Raw genomic sequence first — 15,711 nt, forward strand, 5'->3', positions numbered from 1 at the left:
TTCGCTGCGCCCACTGCGGCGGATACTCGTCGCATGAAAACAGTGACGAGAAACGACGACGCGGCTTCGTCGAACCCAGCGAATGGATGCTGGCCAGCTAACCGGCAAGTGGCGCGTCTGCTGGAATAGGCCGCGCCCGGATGGAGAGACCCGCGAACATGATAGACGCATGGGAATCCTTCTTGAACCCTGACGTGGTTCGCACGAAGCTCATCTCGGCGGGGTTGTTTCTCATCGGCCATGAGATGTTGCTCGACACGATAAAACGGCACCCACTGGCGTTCTTCGCCGATCAATGGACGCGCGATGGACCACAACCGAGCGCGAAATACACGAGCGAAATCTTAGCCCGTGACCTTAAAGGAAAGAACGATGCTCTTCGAGGATCGATTGCTTGGCTACGAATGATGGATGCAATCACGGTCGATGACGAGGCTTCGATTCGCGCGGTGACAGACGCCCGCAACGATCTGGCACATGAAATGACGGCTATGGTCGACGGGTCTAAGCCGCCGGAATTCGCGAACCAGTTCACCATTCTAATGGCGCTCGTCCAGAAAATTGAAAAATGGTGGATCGTGAACGTCGAAATTCCGACGAACCCGGACTTTGACAGCCAAGAGATCGATGAAGACGAGATTATCTCCGGCCCGAGCTGGGTGATGCAGATGCTCAGCCGCGTCGCCCTTGGCATCGGCGACGAGGCGTGGGAGTTTCATCGGGAGTTTGTAAAGCAACGAGCAGGCGTAAGCGAATGAGCTTCCTTGACGACCTATTAGCCGGCGGCCCTGACTATCGAGTCGCTCGCGACATCGGTGGCGCAATTTTCGGGCCAGCAGAAGACTCGGAGGAAGCCTTGGAGCGGTTCCAATCGGTTGTCGACAGGATCGTAGCCAACGACGGTCTCGGCTACCGGGTGGTCAAGAGACTCATCCACAGGACCAGTGATTACGCGCAAAACTCTATCGATCGTTTGGTGATCAACTTCTAGCGGAACGCTTGGTGCATTTGCGCTACAATACCGATAAAATGGCGGAGACGGAGGGATTCGAACCCTCGGTACGAGTAATCCCCGTACGGCGGTTTAGCAAACCGCTGGTTTCAGCCACTCACCCACGTCTCCGAACGGCCTGAAGCGCGCGCTATAGCTTTGCTCTCGAAGCGACGCAACACCATCGCGCGCCGCGATCCGACGCGAATAGGACTCGGGTGGCCGCCCGTTCATTGCCCGCTCATCGGCTACCGCATAGGGAACGTCACTCTATGTTTGCGGGGTAGGCGCATGGCCAGCTTTTATCGGATCATCATCGCCGCGGCGGCGGCACTGGCATTCTCGGCGGCTCCGGCCGTCGCGCAGGATATCCAGACGATCGATCCCAACAGCCAGATCGACGCCGATCTGTACCCGCCGCAGGATTCGAACCAGAATCAGCAGGACGGCCATGCCGATGATCCCTACGATCCCTATGCGACGCCCAGCCCCACGCCGACGCAAAGCAGCGGCGGCTATGTCCAGCCCGAATATCCGGCCAGTCAGGGTGCCCAGGTCCCGGCCGAGGACAGCACCACCTACAAACGCGACGATCTGATCGGCGCGGCGGAAGGCGTGTTCGGCCAGGGGGCCGAAGGCCTTGCCGGGATCATCGAAGACATATTGCGCGATCAGGGCGAGCCGAACGGTTATATCGCCGGACGCGAGGCGAGCGGGGCGTTCATCGTCGGGCTGCGCTACGGGTCGGGAACGCTGTTCCACAAGGTCGAGGGGCAGCGCCCGGTCTATTGGACGGGGCCGTCGGTAGGCTTCGATGTCGGGGGCGATGCCAACAAGGTGTTCGTGCTCGTCTACAATCTCTACGACACCCAGGATCTCTACAAGCGCTTCCCCGGCGGTGAGGGCCGCGTCTATTTCGTCGGCGGGTTTTCGGCGACCTATATGCGCAGCGGCGACGTAGTGCTGATCCCGGTGCGGCTCGGCGTCGGCTGGCGGCTGGGCGCCAATGTCGGCTATATGAAATTCACCGAGAAGCAGCGCTGGCTGCCCTTCTGAGGGGCGCCATCGCTTCGATCAGCCGTAGACGACCGATTCGAATCGCACAGGTTCGCCCACCGCGCTTTCGGCCAGGTCGCCCTGCCACATCACGCGATTGCCGCGGATGATCGTGCCGACCGGCTTACCGGTCAGCGCCATGCCGGTGAAGGGCGACCAGCCGCAGCGCGAGGCCAGCCAGCTTTCCTCGATCGTCCATTTCGCCTTGAGATCCACGACCGTGAAATCGGCGTCATAACCGGCTGCGATCCGCCCCTTGCGCACCAGCCCGAAAACGCGCTGCGGCCCGGCGCTGGTGAGATCGATCAGCCGCTGCAGCGTGAGCCGCCCTTCGGCGACATGATTGAGCATCAACGGCAGCAGCGTCTGGACGCCGGGCATGCCGCTGGGGCTCTTGGGATAGGGTTGCGCCTTTTCCTCGCGCGTATGCGGGGCGTGATCGGAACCGATCACATCGGGCACACCCTGTGTCATCCAGTGCCACAGCCCGTCGCGATGCGCCGCCGATCGGATCGGCGGATTCATCTGCGCATGCGAACCAAGCGCGGGATAGGCGTCCTCGGCCGCCAGCGTCAGGTGCTGTGGCGTGACTTCGCACGTCGCGACATCCTTGTGCGCGGCGAGCAATTCGAGTTCGGCGGGCGTCGTCACATGCAGCACGTGAACCCGACGCCGCGCCTCCTGCGCCAGCCCCAAAATCCGCCGCGTCGCGCGGATCGCACTTTCGTCGTCGCGCCAGACCGGATGGGAGGAAGGGTCGTCAGCGACGCGTTCGCCGGCCCGTTCCTGCATTCGCGCCTCGTCTTCGCAATGCACTGCCACGCGACGATGGCCCGACCGCAATACGCGCGCCAATTCCCGATCTTCCGAGACGAGCAGATTGCCCGTCGAAGCGCCCATGAAGATCTTTACCCCGGCCGTTCCGGGAAGCCGCTCGAGCTCGCCCAGCATATCGGCGTTTTCGGCGGTAGCGCCGACATAAAAGGCATGATCGCACCACATCCGCCCGCGCGCCCGCGCGAGCTTGTCGGCCACCGCCGCTTCGCTGTCGGTGTTGGGATTGGTGTTGGGCATTTCGAAAACCGCAGTGACGCCGCCGAGCACCGCCGATCGGCTGCCGCTTTCCAGGTCTTCCTTGTGCTCCAGACCCGGCTCGCGGAAATGCACCTGGCTGTCGATGACGCCGGGCAGGATGTCGAGCCCGGTGCAGTCGATTGTTTCGCCGGCATCGCCAACATTGCCAAGTGCGACGATGCGCCCGTCTCGCACGCCGATATCGCAGTCGACCGGCCCCGCGGGCAGATGAACTCGGCCACCGCTCAGCTTCAGATCCACGCTCGCCATCGACTATCCCCTTTTCCAGGCCGGGTCTGCCTCCTACCTGTTCCCCATGTCCGATACCAGTCCAGCCACGCTGCTTGCCGACCGCGCCCTGCTTCGAGTGTCGGGGGAGGATGTTCGCGGATTTCTTCAGGGCCTTGTCACGCAGGACATGACGCTGGTGACGCCGGAAACGCCGCAATGGGCGGGGCTGCTTTCGCCGCAGGGCAAGGCGTTGTTCGATTTTCTCATCTGGGAAGCGAGCGACGGCACGATGCTGATCGATTGCGAGAGCGAACAGCTTGACGCGCTGGCGCGGCGCCTGACGCTCTATCGCCTTCGGCGCCCGATCGAGATCACGCCGGTCGACGATATCGGAGTCCATTGGGCCGCCAATGGCACGGACGGCTATGCCGATCCGCGTCTCGCCAGGCTGGGACGGCGCTGGCTGGGCACTCGCGATGCGGCGCCGGCGACGGGCTGGCGCGCGCATCGGCTTGGCCTCGGCGTTACCGAAGGCGTCGCGGAACTGGGGCAGGACAAGACGCTCTGGCTCGAATGCAATGCGCGCGAGCTCAACGGCGTACGGTTCGACAAGGGGTGTTTCATCGGCCAGGAAAATACCGCGCGGATGCACTATCGCGGCAAGGTGAACCGGCGTCTGGTGGTCGCCCCGCTGGGCGAAGAAAGCAACCGCACCCGGGCGCGCTATCCCGAGCTGGGCCTGATGGTCGAGCATCGGCGCATCGACGATCTCGGAAATGCGCACATTCCCGACTGGCTGGCTGCCGCGCTCGCAGTGCCGCAGGAATAGACTGATGCAGAAGCCGGCTCGCGCTGCAGTTCATCGCGCAGCGCACAGGCGCCGATCCCATCGTCGTTCGGAATAATCTGCCGTCCCCGGACAGTTCGAACCGCCCCGCCGCATCGACGGCAACCCGAGCTTCGAAGCCGGTTGCCGCGGCTTGACCGGTCTCGCAAAACACTATGCGCCACTCGCAAGGAAAAGCGGCAGGCATGAAAAAGGGGAGGCCGGTTTCCCGACCTCCCCGATTTCTTGATCCGAAAGCTTCGGATCGCGTGGCTTACATACCCGAACCCGGGCCGTACTTGATTTCCACGCGACGGTTCTGAAGCTCGCGCACACCGTCCGCGGTCGGGACACGCGGCTGGCTTTCGCCGAACGCTTCGGTGGTGATCACACCCGTCGGAATACCGCGAGCGGTGAGGTAGGCCTTCACCGAGTCCGCGCGGCGCTGCGACAGGCCGACATTGTAGCTGGCCGGGCCCGAACGGTCGGCGTGACCGGCAAGCATCACCTGGGCGTTGCCGCAGTTGCGATAGTTGCTGATCGCGTTGTTCAGGATGTTGGCCGCTTCCGGCGTGATGTCCGACTCATCCCAGTCGAAGAACACGATGTACGGCCCCGGGGTGCAGACCACAGTCGGGGTCGGCGTCGGAGTCGGGGTCGGCGTGTAGACCGGCGTCGGCGTCGGCGTGGGCGTCGGCGTCGGCGTTGGAGCCGGCGCACCGAAATTGTAGGTCAGGCCGCCCAGGATGCTGTGCGAGCGGAACCGGCCTTCGAATTCACGACCGACGATATCGACAAAGTTGCCCTTGTCGGTGCTGAAGAAGCGATACTTCAGCGTCACGTCGATGTTGTCCGAAAGCGCCTGACGAACACCGGCGAAGCCCTGATAGGCGAAAACCGTGTCCGAATCGTCCAGGAACGCACCGCCGTTGGTCAGCGCATATTCAGCGCTGACGCGCGCGACACCGGCACCGCCGCCGACGAACGCGGTCGTCGGACCGTCGCCGAAGTCGAACATGCCGTTGACCATGAAGCTGAGCGCCGAGGTCTTGCCGCCCGCACCGTTATAGGTGCCGCCGCCGTTGGTCGAAGCCAGGGCGCCGCCAGCGGTGTAGACCGGCGTGCTGACCGTCGAGGAATAGCTGTCGACCGTGGCACGGCGATAGCCGACCTCGGTTTCGATGCGGAACGCGCCGAAGTCGTAACCGACAGCGGCATCCACATCCCAGCCATAGTCGTGATCGACGGTTCCGGCCTGCGGCGCGGAATTGATGTCAAAATCGATGTCTTCGACGAGCATCACGCCGCCTTCCACACCCACGTACCACGCGTCGTCGCGGGCCAGGGCGGGAGTGCTGAGCGCGGTCGACGCGAGTGCCAGTGTGACGGCAAGCTTCCGCATTTTGATCCCCTTTCATTGATGTCACTACGGACAGCGCTAACTCCCTACCTAAAGGAAGGTTTCCACGCAAGCCGAAGAATCAGGGCACTGTTGCAGGAACGTCACAGTTAATCGGGCTCGATCAGACCGTGTTCGCGCAATGCGGAAAGCAGCTGCGCCACGACCGTGCGCGCTTCGGTGTCAATCGTTGCCCCCCCGGAAGGATCCGCGATCGCCGGCTGCCGCGCGCCGACCGTCTGCACACCGCCGACCAGGAGACGCCCGTGAACCGTGCCGGTTTCCCACGCGCCACCGCGAAACCGCGCAGTCCCGGGATTTTCCGTCACCCAGGCCGTCATTCCCTCTCGCGGCGCGACGAAGCGCCAGCCGCCTTCGGTCCAGCAGGCAATCGCGCCGGGATGCTCCGCCCAATCGCCCGTGGGCTCGGTTCCGACGACCCAGCATTCGCCGACGCCGGGCGCGGCCGGCGGAGCATCGATCCCCGCCGCCGTCACCATCGCCTGGCAAACGATGTCGATCCGCATCAGCGCTTCATTATGAGACATTTCCTTTTGCGCCTGCCCCGCTTGCAACAGCGGAAGGGAAAGGCGCGGCGTGGCAAATTCGCTCATTGCGATTCTCCGGCAGGGGATAGTTGCAGTTCCAGTGGCGACGATGTGCCGAACGTACCGACCTGGCGGATCGCGATCGCACAGCCCGAAAGGCGATCTTCGGAAGAAAGCAGATATCCGGGCTCCGACACCTCCACGACGCGCGCGTCGCCGCCGGTCGGCGTGATCGTCAGACGATAGCGTTCGGCCTCCTCCCCAAGCGGGGCGTCGACGCCGTCGATCCACCGCCAGCCCGAACGACTGCGGCGAATCCATTTGAGCGATGTCGTACCGTCGGCGTGGCGCAATGCCTCCGGGTGGACAGGCGACAGCGGCAGAACCGAACGCCCCGTAACCGGCGCAACGGTGGAAACACCTTCCGAATCGCCCGCCCCCTGGGCAAGCACATGGACCTCCCCTCCGATGAGGCTCGCCGCGAGATCGATAGTGCGCAGCGTGTCCCCGTCGATCAGGACGAAAGGCTCGCCGGCTTGATGGTCACCGCTCGCATCTTCGGTACCGCGCCGGCCGCGCCACAGCGTCGCGAGCCGCCATTGTCCCTCCCCGAGCGCGGTCGCGGAGCCAAACTGAACCAACTCCTCGCCGATCAGTGCAAGATTGGCACCGCCGTCGAGCGCCAGGTCATCGGCATCAGCCAGCGTCATTCCGGCTTGGGCAAGCGTCACGTCGATATGGTTGATATGATCGATTAACGACGCCGGAGCCGAACCGGGCGCGACATCCACCGTCCCCAGAACCGCCGGCAGCGCGGTCGCGCCGATGTCGCCCCAGCGTCCGCCGCCATCGGTACTGAGCAACAGGCCGGCACTGCGCCAGCCAGAGCCTGTTCCCGCCGCCGCGACGCCGAGACGCGGCACCGCCACCGCCGCTTCGTCGAGCAGCGGCAGCTCGAACGCCTGCAACACCGTGTCGCCGACACGCAGGTCGGGCGGGGAAAGAACGCGCCCGCCGCTCGCGGAAACCGGCAGCGGCGCAGCTGTGATACGCAGCAATTCGACGCGAAGCACCATCGCTTCGAGCGACCAGCGATCGACTCGCCACAGGCCGGGCGTTCCGTTGACCGTCACGCGTGTCCCGGGTGACAGGCCGATCGCCTCCCAGCCCAGCGTCAGCGTCCGACGCTCGCGTTCCCGGTCGAGACGCGCCAACGCAGCCTGCGCGATCGTTCGGGCGGAGCCGGCGGAAATCGCCGCCGGCAGCTCGAGCCGCGCCTCGCGGATACCCGCGCCGGGACGAACCGCGCGTTGCAGCCCTGCCTGATAGTCACGCGCCGCGTCATAATGCGTCAGCGAAAGACTGCGCGGCACGCCGTCGATCGACGCGATGCTGCGCCCGGCCGGATCGGCACCGCCGCGCGCGCTGCGCATGCCGTCATCGGACAGCGGGATAGCGTCGCCCGCGCCGTGACGCATGCGCGCGCCGGTATCGACAAAGCCGAACCAGCCATTGGCGGCGCCCGCAAGGGTTTCGGCCACTGCGCGCAGGCTCGCTCCCTGCGCCGAGAACCCTTCGAGCGGCACGCTCCCGCTTTCGCCCGAAACCAGACCGCCCGACAATTCCGCCGCGATATCGGCAGCCGCCACTGCCCCCTCGTCCGCGAAAATCTCGAAGGTCATCGAAGGAATGCGATTGCCATATTCGGCAAGGTCGAGATCCTCGAACACCGCATAGGCGACGCCGCGATAGGCCGGCGCATTGTCCGCGCCTTCGGCCGCCGCGATCAACGGGTCGACCGGCTGACCCTCGCGGCCGTGGTACAGCCGGTATCCGGTCCGCACCTTGAAGTCGCCGGCCGCGCCGCGCAGCAACTTGCCGTCGGCCCAGATCCGCCCGACCGAGCGGATTGGTCGCCCCGACAGCGCAACCGCCAGCGATACCGTGTAGCCGTAACTGGTCGTGCGCGGCTGCCCCTTGCCGCCGCTGGTGGAGCGATGTTCGATCAGGTCGGTCGCCCAGATCACCGATCCGGCAACGCGCATCGCCCCGAACAAACGCGGGATCTGCGTGCCGTAAGAGGATGTCTGCACCGCCAGTTCGGTCAGCCGCGGGCCTTCCCGCCCGCCCGGCTTGAACAACACTTCGCGATCGATCGTACCGCCCAGCGTCGCTCCGATCGCACCGCCCACCGGCCCGCCGAGCATCGTGCCCGCGGCCGTCAGCACCAATGTCGCCATCCCACTCTCCCCTACCCGCGCACGCGCCAAGCGCCGATCACCGGCCAGGGAACCGGCCCCGGACGCGCCACCACGCGGCGCAGCATCGCATCGGCATGAATCACGCCGTCCGCATCCTGTATCGCCAGGTGCAGCTGTCCCGGCCCCATACGGCACAGCAGCAGGTCCCCCCGCCGCGCATCGGCGGCGCGGACCAGCCCGGAGGAATCGAGCAGCGCGACAACGCGCGCTGCGTCGGCGCTGCGCATCGCATAGCCGCTGGGCACCGGGCCGCCATGCCCCTCCGCCCGCATCGCCAGCGCCGCCAGTCCGACGCAATCGAGCCCCGTGGCGCAATCGCGGCCATGCAGGCGAAACCGGGTGCCCAGCGCGGCCCGCGCGGCGGCAAGCGCCGCCTCCCCGTCTTCATCCGCCCGGATATCGCGTCAGCAGGTCCATGCCCGGCAAGTGCGGCTCGCCGCGAAAATTGGCGGCGTTGCCGAAGCGGCCCGAACAGGTCGCGAGCATCTTGTCGCATCCCTCGATCAACTCGACCAGCGCGCCGGTGCCATCGAATCGCGGCGGCGCACGCAGCGTGACCGTGGCACCGCTCGAAAGCGCGATATCGTCTTCCAGCCCGCCATTGCCGCTCGTCATCCAGCGCAGCCTGCCGCCTCCATAGCAATTCGGCTCGGGCTCGACGCCATCGAGCGTGATCGTCTCGTCCGCGACCGAGACCACGCGCGCGAAACGCCGCCGCCCCGCCATCGCCACGCGGCACCGCCGGTCGCCCAGCTCGGCGCGGCATTCGGGCGAGGTTTCCTCGACCACCGGCCGCTCCAGTGCGACCGACCAGCCGCGCAGTTCCGCCGTCAGCCGCTCACCCCGCGTCTCGACCGAGCCGATGAAGCCGTTGCCGAGCGAAACCGTGGCATCCGGTTCCGACCAGTCGCAGGCGAACAGAGACACCCGGGCGCCGTCCCAACGCCCGGCGAGCAAATCGGCTTCGCTGATCGCCGCTCCGGTCAGTGCACCGGTAACGTCCATCGTGTCCGCGTCCAGCCCTGCCGACCGGTCGATCGCCGACGGCGTCATCCCGGGCGCCGCGTGGTGGACCAGCCCGCCGATCTCCAGGTCCCTGTCATGCGCAGTCAGCCCGATCGTTACCCCGTCGCGCCTGTCGATCCGCCAGCACAAGGTGACGCTCGTCAGATCGCCTTCCAGCCAGTCCGCCATCGCCTGCTCCATCGGTTGTCGCTATCAAAGACGCATGGACACGCCCGCCACCGTCACGCTCTGGCGCCCCGTCGGCCCCGAGGAACTCGCCCTGATCCGCGAAAGCGGCATGCGCGCCTTCCCGCCGCGCCTGCCCGGGCAGCCGATCTTCTATCCGGTCGTGACCGAAGACTATGCGATCAAGATCGCGCGCGACTGGAATGTGCCCGACAGCGGTTCGGGCTTCGTTACGTGCTTCGCCGTCCGCAGGGATTTCCTCGACCGCTACAGGGTCGAGGAAGCCGGCGGCCGCGCGCATCGCGAATACTGGATCCCGGCCGAAGACCTGTCCGACTTCAACGCCGCGATCGTCGGCGAGATAGAAGTGACGCACAGCTTCCCGTAACCGGCCGCTACATCTTCCACCGTCCCCCCTGCGCAGGCAGGGGCCTATTTCTGTGCAGTGCACATGACCGGCTGACACGGAAGCGCTGATGCCAGTGTCCGGCTGGTCGCGACACGGGACGGACATGGGCCCTGCCTGCGCAGGGGCGACGGACGGAGCCCTAACCCTCGCGCAGTTCTATCAGTGGTACCGAAACCGCCGCGCCCGCCAGAAAAGTCGCCCGGCTCACCGTCAGCCGGTCCTCGGCAAAGCGCACCGGCACATCGAAGCGGAATCCCGCCGTCACCACCGCATCCACCTCGGGCGGCGTATCCAACGTGATGATGCCTCCCTCACCCATACTGAACGCGCTCGTCTCAACCCCGTCGACGGCCACACGCACGCTTCCCGCCACCGGCCGGGTGATGCGCCGCTCGCTCTCGCCATAGCGTTTCACCAGCGCGAATGCCTGCGCGCTTCCGTCTCCCACGCCCAGCATCTGATCCACCGCCGTCGGATCGCCGCCATCGTTCGAGCTGCCGTCGAACGGATCGCGCAGCCGGAAACCGCGCGCCGGACCCAGCCGCGCGCGATAAAAGGCGAGCAGCGCCGCGATGTCCGCTTCGGACCGCAGCCCCGGCCCGACATCGTAAAGGGTGCGCGCCTGCGCCCAGTCGGCATTGCGCTTTTCATGCCCGCCCGCGCTGGTGACGATCGCCGTCGAAAGCTCGGCAGCGACTTCCGCCTCGCTGCCCAGCGCCAGTGGAAACAGCACATCGTCAAAAGGCTGCACATCGCTCTCCTGGTCGAAATGGACATATCCGTCGCGTATCACTTGCGGCAACGCCCAGACGAAAGTCGCCGCGACGCTGCGCGCCCGCGCCGTTTCCGCCGCTGCATCGATGGCGCGCCACTGATGCGCATCCTCGGGACTCAGTACGAATCCTGCGAAATAATGCTGTTCGCCGGCCGGATAGCCGAGCCGCGCCTCGGCCTGCGCCACGCCCCGCGCAGTCGCCGCGCTCAGCCCTTCGGCGGCCCAGTCATAATCCTCCAGCTGCAGGATATCGAAGGCGGGCCGCGCCCAGCCGAGCGGGAGATTGACACGATCGAGTTCGGGCATTGTGCTATCGAGCACCGTCGGCAGATAGGCGAGCAGCAACACCTGCGCATCGGCCGCCACGGCGCGTACCGCGTCACGCAACGCCAGCGTCGAATCGGCCAGCAACGCTCCCGCCGCGTCGAGCACATCGATATCGGGCGCGCCGCGCATATTCTGTTCGGCCGGATCGCCCAGCGCCGCCTTCGCCGCGTCGTCATGGATGCACAGCCGCCCATCGGCCATCACCCACCACCAGGGCTCGCCGATCTGAAAGCGCACGGGCATGTCCGCCGCCGCCGCGATACCGACAAATGCCTGGGCGACTTGCCGCAGATAGCCCATCGCGCCGGCATGCGCGGGCGAAAGCAGCGCCGATGGCGGCTCCCACCCGGTCAGCGCCGGCGAACCATCGGCCGCGCGCTGCTTCCAGTCGTTCCAGCAATGCGCGTCGAACAGTTCATAGGAAAGCGACCAGATGATCGTATATCCCAGCGCCTTCGCACGCGCCGCGAAATCGCCGTGCCACGCCGCACAGGGCGTATTGAGCACGCCACCCGCCAGGCTGACATAATGGTCTTCACCCAGCGGCTCGAGCCGGAAATAATGGCTCATCCCGACATAATGGACGATGGCCCCGCGCCATCCGAGCTGCAAAATGTTGCGCAGCATTCGCGCGGGCGTGACATGATAGCTGTCGTCATAGCCGGTTGCGATCTGCAGCGCGTGTTCGGGGACGAGCGCGTCGCCGATCGCCAGCACCGCCCCCGCCCCCTCGCAGGCGATATCGCTGAGTTCGACCCAGCCCTCCGCCGGCGCCGCAAGCAGATCGTCCGCGCCGGTATATCCCGGTGCCACCAGCGAGACGAACATCCGGTCGACATCGCCCGCGAACACGGGATCGGCTTCGCCCGGCAACAGAAATCCGCCTTCGAGATCGCCGAAATCAAGCGAAACCGTCGCGTCTTCCGCCGTTCCATCGGCATAGTTCCACAGTCGGACATACCAGGCACGCGAGTCGCCCGCCGCGTCGCGTCCCTCGATCGTCAGCACCGGGCCATTGACTGTATCGAGCGCCAGCACCCCTGACGACCGCCAGCGAAACGACAGGCGGCAGTCGCGAAAATCCCGGCTGGTTTCATAGGCAAGCAACGGATGATCGTGGCGATCCTCCGCTTCCCAGGTCAGTCCCAGCAAGTCATTCTGCCGATAGAAGACGGCATCGACGCGCAGCGCGTCAGCCGCGGTCGAAACCACGCTCGCCATCATCGGGCGCGGGAAATTGACCGTCCAGAAACGCGGATCAAAGCGCGAGATCACGTCTTCGCTCTGCACCGTCCGCTCGGACGCGAGCCAGAAAGCCATTTCTATCTCGTCCTTCTCTGCTAGGATCGCGGAAACGATGCGACGCCCGGCTGCGCCGGGGCCGCCACGCGGGAAGTGGATCACGTCTATGCTTCAGGCGATCACGCTCTTGCTGCTGCCTGCGCTGCTCTTCGGTGATTTCTATCGGTCAGAAGAACCGCTTTTCGCTTTGAACGAAGGCGTTCAGCCTCTCGCAGAAGGCTATTATGGCAACGGCTTCGACAGCACGCTTTCCTTCACTCGAGAGGGCGATCATTATCATCTTGCCGGTCGGGCTTGGCCAGCAACAGTGGCGCTTATCCCAATCGACGGTAGCCCAGGACTTTACCTCTTCCAGCAATCGGACGGGGATCACGATGCATTCTATGGCCTTCTCCGCTTAATCCCCGACAAACCCGGTTTCGCCCTGTTTGCGGCGGACTGCTCAAAGCCGACTGACCGACATATTGCCGAAGTCGAGGGCGGCCTTGCTGAGCCATACGGCAATCTGGTTGCCTGCACCTTCGACAGTCGTGACGGCGTGATCAGCGCGCTAACAATGCTCGCCAACAAGGCGACGAACGACGATTGGCAGGTTTACCACCGGCTCTGATCACCCCACCTGCGCCAGCGCCGCCTTCACCGCGCGCGCCACCTGGCGGCTCGATTGCTGCAGTGCGCGGGGTGCAGCATCGGGTGCAGCATTGATCGTGATCGCCACCCGCACATCGCGCGATCCCGCGGCCGCAGGGACAGCGACGGCACCTGCGCTGGTCGGCACGAACAGCTCGGGTCCACGCTCGCCAACGACATAGGGCCGCCCCGGCGATACGGGTCCGCCCGTCGCACGGCCCGGCAGGCCGATCAGCGAGAGAAGTCCGCCGCCAAGGCCGCCGCCGCTGCCGCCGGTCAGCACCTCCAGCCCCAGGTCGAGCGCCTTGCCCGCGATATCGTCGAGCACCGAAAGCGCCAGCGAGCCCAGATCGGCGAATTCGAGCTTGCCGGTACGGATCGCGCGCAGCAGCGAATTTTCGATGATGCGCCCCGCCCGTTCCACGCCGTTGACCAATGTGCCGTCCAGCGTTCCACGCATATCCGCCACGTCGCGGGCGAAACCCTGCGTATCGGCACGTACGCTGACGATCAGCCGTTCGATTTCCTCATCCATCGGGAAATTGCTCCTTCAGCCGCGCGATCACCGCGCCATCGGGCGGCGCGGCTTCCTCGCCCCCCGCCGCACGCACCAGCGCGGCCAGTTCCTCGGGCGTCGCGTTCCAGAAACCGTCGGGGGTCCAGCCGAACATCACGCCAGCCGCGCCCGACAGCCGCTTTGCGGCGTCAACGAAATATGCGCTCACCGGCCCGCCAATATCTGCCGCAACAGCACGCGCAGCGCTGGCGTGGCTTCGGCCAGCCCGGCCGCGACCAGTGCTTCGCCGAACGCTTCGCGGTTCAGGCCTTCGGGCACTTCATTGAGGCAATGCCAGAAGAGCGTCGCCATTTCGCCGAGCGCCAGCCGGCCCTCCGCCGCACGTTCGACCAGCGCGAACAGCGGCCCGAGCTCGGTTTCGGCGGCGACCAATGCTGCAAAGCTGGGGCGCAGCACAAGCGTCTCCCCCGCGACGCGCAGCGACGCCTCGCCGCGCGCCGGATTGGCGCCGGTCACGCACTCACCACCGCGCCGGAGCTTTCGAGGCTGAGCGTATAATTGCGCTCGCCATTATAATCGCCGGCATAGTCGAGCCGCGTGACCAGGAACCTGCCCGTCATCGTCTCACCGCTCTCGAAGGTCAGCCGATAATCGTCGAGTACCCCCGAAAGCGCATTGGCCTTCACTCGCGACTCCGCCGCCGATCCGGTAAAGACGCCCGCGCCCGATACGCTCACCGAACGCACGCCCGCACCCGACAGGAGCTCGCGCCAGCCGCCCGAATCCTTGCTGGTGATCGTCACCGCCTCGCCGTTCACCGAAAGCTGCGTCGTGCGCAGTCCCGCCACGGTAGTGAATGCCACCGGACTGCCGCCATCGCCAACTTTCAGCAGGAACGCGCTGCCCTTTTCCGCCGCCATAGTCTTTCTCCCGATCAGAGTTCGCTGCGCAGCATGCGCAGCCGATATTCGCTGGTGCCGATCCAGCGCGCTTCGCCTTCGCGGACGATCCGGCTGCGCAGCATGACGATGCTGGCAACTGCCCAGCCTTCGCCAAGCACGCGCGGCATTGCCGCCATCGCATCCTCCGCTGCGCCGACCAGCGCACGCAGCCGCGCCGGACGCTCGCCGATATCGTGCAGCATCACGGCGACCCGCGCCTCGCGCCCGGAAAGCGCCTTGGCGCCCCAGTCGGTGAACAGGCTTTCTCCGATGACCGCATAAGGCGGCGCGCTCCGCACCGGCGGCGCTTCGAAAATGCCGGTGACGCCGTCGGCGAGCGGTGCATGACCCTCCAGCGCGGCCTTGATCGCCGCCTGCAGCACGTCCTGCACGCTCATTTCAGCCACCCCGCGATCCAGCGCAGCGCCGGATCGGTCATGGCGCGGCGATGCAGGCGCCGGCCGGTAAGGCGTATCACGCCCTGCGATCGCGACACGCGCACGCCGGGCAGGTGTTCATCGAGTTCCGCCTCGAGCCGCCGCACAGCCGCTTCGGCGGCGGCTTCGGCGCGCGCCCTGCCGCGCGCTTCTATCCGCTCCATCATGCAGCATGCTCCGCGCCGCGCAGTCGCAACCGCCGCCAGGGGCGCAGCAATGCCGCCGCGGCAACCGGTGGCGCCGCGCCCTCGGCACCGCCGAACAGATGCTCGATCAGCAGCAGCACGGCCTGCCGGATTGGCGCGGGAAGCGAATCCCAGTCGATCGCCGTGCCGCACTGAAAGGTAACGCGAACCCGCCCGGCCGTACCCGGCGCCAGGACGCGGATCCAGCCATTGCCGTCGGCGTCGATATCGATGGCATAGGCATCGACGGGCAGTTCCGCCTCCGGGCCTTCGGCCGGAATGCCCGTCACGGCGGTAATCGCCATCACCGGCGCCATGTCGAGCCGCTGCCAGGCGCGCGACACGGGCATCACATCCTCGAACCCGCGCAGGATCAGCGCCCGCCCGACAAAGGCTTCGGCGAGCGCCAGCGCGCTTTCGGCGAGGCTTTCGATCAGCGCGTCCTCGCTCGTGTCGGCGATGCGCAGATAGGCCTTGGCGGCATCGCGGGCAGCGGCCAGCACCGCCCCGGAAAAGCCAGGGGTCATTTCGGTCTCCCTCGATCGGATCGGTGTCCGGCCGGCGCAGCGCCGGCGACACGCGAGAGGGCGGCGGCGCCATCGATGCGCCGC

20 protein-coding genes and 1 tRNA gene are annotated in these 15,711 nt (G+C 66.1%); 6 read left to right on the forward strand and 15 right to left on the reverse strand.

What is annotated here, in order from left to right; all coding sequences use genetic code 11:
- The first annotated feature begins 158 nt into the window (after positions 1–158).
- Positions 159–758, forward strand: a complete 600-nt coding sequence (locus G5C33_RS18385) for a hypothetical protein (RefSeq protein ID WP_206518593.1) — start codon at positions 159–161, stop codon at positions 756–758.
- Positions 755–991: a hypothetical protein gene (locus tag G5C33_RS18390; RefSeq protein WP_165328480.1), complete on the forward strand. Its 237-nt coding sequence runs from the start codon at positions 755–757 to the stop codon at positions 989–991. Before G5C33_RS18385 ends, G5C33_RS18390 begins: the two co-directional genes overlap by 4 nt.
- Positions 992–1,030: 39 nt before the next feature.
- Here the strand turns inward: G5C33_RS18390 and G5C33_RS18395 are convergent.
- Positions 1,031–1,123, reverse strand: a tRNA-Ser gene (locus tag G5C33_RS18395).
- Between the two features lie 159 nt (positions 1,124–1,282).
- Here G5C33_RS18395 and G5C33_RS18400 point away from each other — a divergent pair.
- Positions 1,283–2,047 carry a DUF1134 domain-containing protein gene (locus tag G5C33_RS18400; protein WP_165328481.1) on the forward strand — a complete coding sequence of 255 codons (765 nt, stop codon included), beginning with the start codon at positions 1,283–1,285 and terminating at the stop codon, positions 2,045–2,047.
- Positions 2,048–2,065: 18 nt separating this feature from the next.
- On the opposite strand, the gene G5C33_RS18405 is transcribed toward G5C33_RS18400, so the two are convergent.
- The gene (locus tag G5C33_RS18405; RefSeq protein WP_165328482.1) at positions 2,066–3,391 is read right to left on the reverse strand and encodes a dihydroorotase; all 1,326 of its coding nucleotides are present in this window, start codon (positions 3,389–3,391) and stop codon (positions 2,066–2,068) included.
- A gap of 46 nt (positions 3,392–3,437) precedes the next feature.
- Between G5C33_RS18405 and ygfZ the strand changes: the two genes are divergently transcribed.
- Positions 3,438–4,181 carry a CAF17-like 4Fe-4S cluster assembly/insertion protein YgfZ gene (gene ygfZ, locus G5C33_RS18410; RefSeq protein ID WP_165328483.1) on the forward strand — a complete coding sequence of 248 codons (744 nt, stop codon included), beginning with the start codon at positions 3,438–3,440 and terminating at the stop codon, positions 4,179–4,181.
- 271 nt (positions 4,182–4,452) lie between these two features.
- Here the strand turns inward: ygfZ and G5C33_RS18415 are convergent, their stop codons facing one another.
- From G5C33_RS18415 to G5C33_RS18435, 5 genes are all read right to left on the reverse strand, one after another.
- On the reverse strand, positions 4,453–5,580 hold the full coding sequence (locus G5C33_RS18415) for an OmpA family protein (protein WP_165328484.1): 1,128 nt from the start codon (positions 5,578–5,580) through the stop codon (positions 4,453–4,455).
- Between the two features lie 107 nt (positions 5,581–5,687).
- Positions 5,688–6,125, reverse strand: a complete 438-nt coding sequence (locus G5C33_RS18420; RefSeq protein WP_323126173.1) for a DUF2793 domain-containing protein — start codon at positions 6,123–6,125, stop codon at positions 5,688–5,690.
- A gap of 62 nt (positions 6,126–6,187) precedes the next feature.
- Entirely contained in the window at positions 6,188–8,365 is a 2,178-nt protein-coding gene (locus G5C33_RS18425; RefSeq protein ID WP_165328486.1) for a phage tail protein, read from the reverse strand.
- An 11-nt stretch (positions 8,366–8,376) separates the two neighbouring features.
- Positions 8,377–8,658 carry a peptidoglycan endopeptidase gene (locus tag G5C33_RS18430; protein WP_323126174.1) on the reverse strand — a complete coding sequence of 94 codons (282 nt, stop codon included), beginning with the start codon at positions 8,656–8,658 and terminating at the stop codon, positions 8,377–8,379.
- Between the two features lie 112 nt (positions 8,659–8,770).
- Positions 8,771–9,580 (reverse strand): DUF2163 domain-containing protein, encoded by an 810-nt coding sequence (locus G5C33_RS18435; protein ID WP_165328487.1) that lies wholly within the window; start codon positions 9,578–9,580, stop codon positions 8,771–8,773.
- A gap of 34 nt (positions 9,581–9,614) precedes the next feature.
- On the opposite strand from G5C33_RS18435, the gene G5C33_RS18440 reads away from it, so the two are divergent.
- On the forward strand, positions 9,615–9,965 hold the full coding sequence (locus G5C33_RS18440; RefSeq protein WP_165328488.1) for an ADP-ribosylation/crystallin J1: 351 nt from the start codon (positions 9,615–9,617) through the stop codon (positions 9,963–9,965).
- Between the two features lie 160 nt (positions 9,966–10,125).
- On the opposite strand, the gene G5C33_RS18445 is transcribed toward G5C33_RS18440, so the two are convergent.
- Positions 10,126–12,408: a DUF2460 domain-containing protein gene (locus tag G5C33_RS18445; RefSeq protein WP_165328489.1), complete on the reverse strand. Its 2,283-nt coding sequence runs from the start codon at positions 12,406–12,408 to the stop codon at positions 10,126–10,128.
- A gap of 88 nt (positions 12,409–12,496) precedes the next feature.
- Here G5C33_RS18445 and G5C33_RS18450 point away from each other — a divergent pair, with 88 nt between their 5' ends.
- Entirely contained in the window at positions 12,497–13,000 is a 504-nt protein-coding gene (locus G5C33_RS18450) for a hypothetical protein (protein WP_165328490.1), read from the forward strand.
- Here G5C33_RS18450 and G5C33_RS18455 read toward each other — a convergent pair whose 3' ends face one another.
- From G5C33_RS18455 to G5C33_RS18485, 7 genes are read right to left on the reverse strand one after another with little or no spacing between them, the layout of a single operon-like run.
- On the reverse strand, positions 13,001–13,555 hold the full coding sequence (locus G5C33_RS18455) for a tail tape measure protein (RefSeq protein ID WP_165328491.1): 555 nt from the start codon (positions 13,553–13,555) through the stop codon (positions 13,001–13,003).
- Positions 13,548–13,745 carry a phage tail assembly chaperone gene (locus G5C33_RS18460; protein WP_407698054.1) on the reverse strand — a complete coding sequence of 66 codons (198 nt, stop codon included), beginning with the start codon at positions 13,743–13,745 and terminating at the stop codon, positions 13,548–13,550. The genes G5C33_RS18455 and G5C33_RS18460 overlap by 8 nt, the downstream gene beginning before the upstream one ends.
- The gene (locus G5C33_RS18465; RefSeq protein ID WP_165328492.1) at positions 13,742–14,053 is read right to left on the reverse strand and encodes a gene transfer agent family protein; all 312 of its coding nucleotides are present in this window, start codon (positions 14,051–14,053) and stop codon (positions 13,742–13,744) included. The genes G5C33_RS18460 and G5C33_RS18465 overlap by 4 nt, the downstream gene beginning before the upstream one ends.
- Positions 14,050–14,457, reverse strand: coding sequence for a phage major tail protein, TP901-1 family (locus tag G5C33_RS18470; protein WP_165328493.1), 408 nt, complete (start codon positions 14,455–14,457; stop codon positions 14,050–14,052). Before G5C33_RS18470 ends, G5C33_RS18465 begins: the two co-directional genes overlap by 4 nt.
- 14 nt (positions 14,458–14,471) lie before the next feature.
- Positions 14,472–14,876 carry a DUF3168 domain-containing protein gene (locus tag G5C33_RS18475; RefSeq protein WP_228275304.1) on the reverse strand — a complete coding sequence of 135 codons (405 nt, stop codon included), beginning with the start codon at positions 14,874–14,876 and terminating at the stop codon, positions 14,472–14,474.
- Positions 14,873–15,082, reverse strand: coding sequence for a hypothetical protein (locus G5C33_RS18480; RefSeq protein ID WP_165328495.1), 210 nt, complete (start codon positions 15,080–15,082; stop codon positions 14,873–14,875). Before G5C33_RS18480 ends, G5C33_RS18475 begins: the two co-directional genes overlap by 4 nt.
- Positions 15,079–15,627, reverse strand: a complete 549-nt coding sequence (locus tag G5C33_RS18485) for a head-tail connector protein (RefSeq protein WP_165328496.1) — start codon at positions 15,625–15,627, stop codon at positions 15,079–15,081. Before G5C33_RS18485 ends, G5C33_RS18480 begins: the two co-directional genes overlap by 4 nt.
- Positions 15,628–15,711 lie beyond the last annotated feature (84 nt).

The sequence above is a fragment of the Sphingosinithalassobacter tenebrarum genome, assembly GCF_011057975.1.
Classification (GTDB): domain Bacteria; phylum Pseudomonadota; class Alphaproteobacteria; order Sphingomonadales; family Sphingomonadaceae; genus Sphingomonas; species Sphingomonas tenebrarum.

Excerpts from the sequence above, each read along its gene's own strand:
- G5C33_RS18385 (WP_206518593.1), top strand. The coding sequence starts at position 159 with ATGATAGACGCATGGGAATCCTTCTTGAACCCTGACGTGGTTCGCACG.
- G5C33_RS18390 (WP_165328480.1), top strand. The coding sequence starts at position 755 with ATGAGCTTCCTTGACGACCTATTAGCCGGCGGCCCTGACTATCGAGTC.
- G5C33_RS18400 (WP_165328481.1), top strand. The coding sequence starts at position 1,283 with ATGGCCAGCTTTTATCGGATCATCATCGCCGCGGCGGCGGCACTGGCA.
- G5C33_RS18405 (WP_165328482.1), bottom strand. The coding sequence starts at position 3,391 with ATGGCGAGCGTGGATCTGAAGCTGAGCGGTGGCCGAGTTCATCTGCCC.
- ygfZ (WP_165328483.1), top strand. The coding sequence starts at position 3,438 with ATGTCCGATACCAGTCCAGCCACGCTGCTTGCCGACCGCGCCCTGCTT.
- G5C33_RS18415 (WP_165328484.1), bottom strand. The coding sequence starts at position 5,580 with ATGCGGAAGCTTGCCGTCACACTGGCACTCGCGTCGACCGCGCTCAGC.
- G5C33_RS18420 (WP_323126173.1), bottom strand. The coding sequence starts at position 6,125 with ATGTCTCATAATGAAGCGCTGATGCGGATCGACATCGTTTGCCAGGCG.
- G5C33_RS18425 (WP_165328486.1), bottom strand. The coding sequence starts at position 8,365 with ATGGCGACATTGGTGCTGACGGCCGCGGGCACGATGCTCGGCGGGCCG.
- G5C33_RS18430 (WP_323126174.1), bottom strand. The coding sequence starts at position 8,658 with ATGCGGGCGGAGGGGCATGGCGGCCCGGTGCCCAGCGGCTATGCGATG.
- G5C33_RS18435 (WP_165328487.1), bottom strand. The coding sequence starts at position 9,580 with ATGGCGGACTGGCTGGAAGGCGATCTGACGAGCGTCACCTTGTGCTGG.
- G5C33_RS18440 (WP_165328488.1), top strand. The coding sequence starts at position 9,615 with ATGGACACGCCCGCCACCGTCACGCTCTGGCGCCCCGTCGGCCCCGAG.
- G5C33_RS18445 (WP_165328489.1), bottom strand. The coding sequence starts at position 12,408 with ATGGCTTTCTGGCTCGCGTCCGAGCGGACGGTGCAGAGCGAAGACGTG.
- G5C33_RS18450 (WP_165328490.1), top strand. The coding sequence starts at position 12,497 with ATGCTTCAGGCGATCACGCTCTTGCTGCTGCCTGCGCTGCTCTTCGGT.
- G5C33_RS18455 (WP_165328491.1), bottom strand. The coding sequence starts at position 13,555 with ATGGATGAGGAAATCGAACGGCTGATCGTCAGCGTACGTGCCGATACG.
- G5C33_RS18470 (WP_165328493.1), bottom strand. The coding sequence starts at position 14,457 with ATGGCGGCGGAAAAGGGCAGCGCGTTCCTGCTGAAAGTTGGCGATGGC.
- G5C33_RS18475 (WP_228275304.1), bottom strand. The coding sequence starts at position 14,876 with ATGAGCGTGCAGGACGTGCTGCAGGCGGCGATCAAGGCCGCGCTGGAG.
- G5C33_RS18480 (WP_165328495.1), bottom strand. The coding sequence starts at position 15,082 with ATGATGGAGCGGATAGAAGCGCGCGGCAGGGCGCGCGCCGAAGCCGCC.
- G5C33_RS18485 (WP_165328496.1), bottom strand. The coding sequence starts at position 15,627 with ATGACCCCTGGCTTTTCCGGGGCGGTGCTGGCCGCTGCCCGCGATGCC.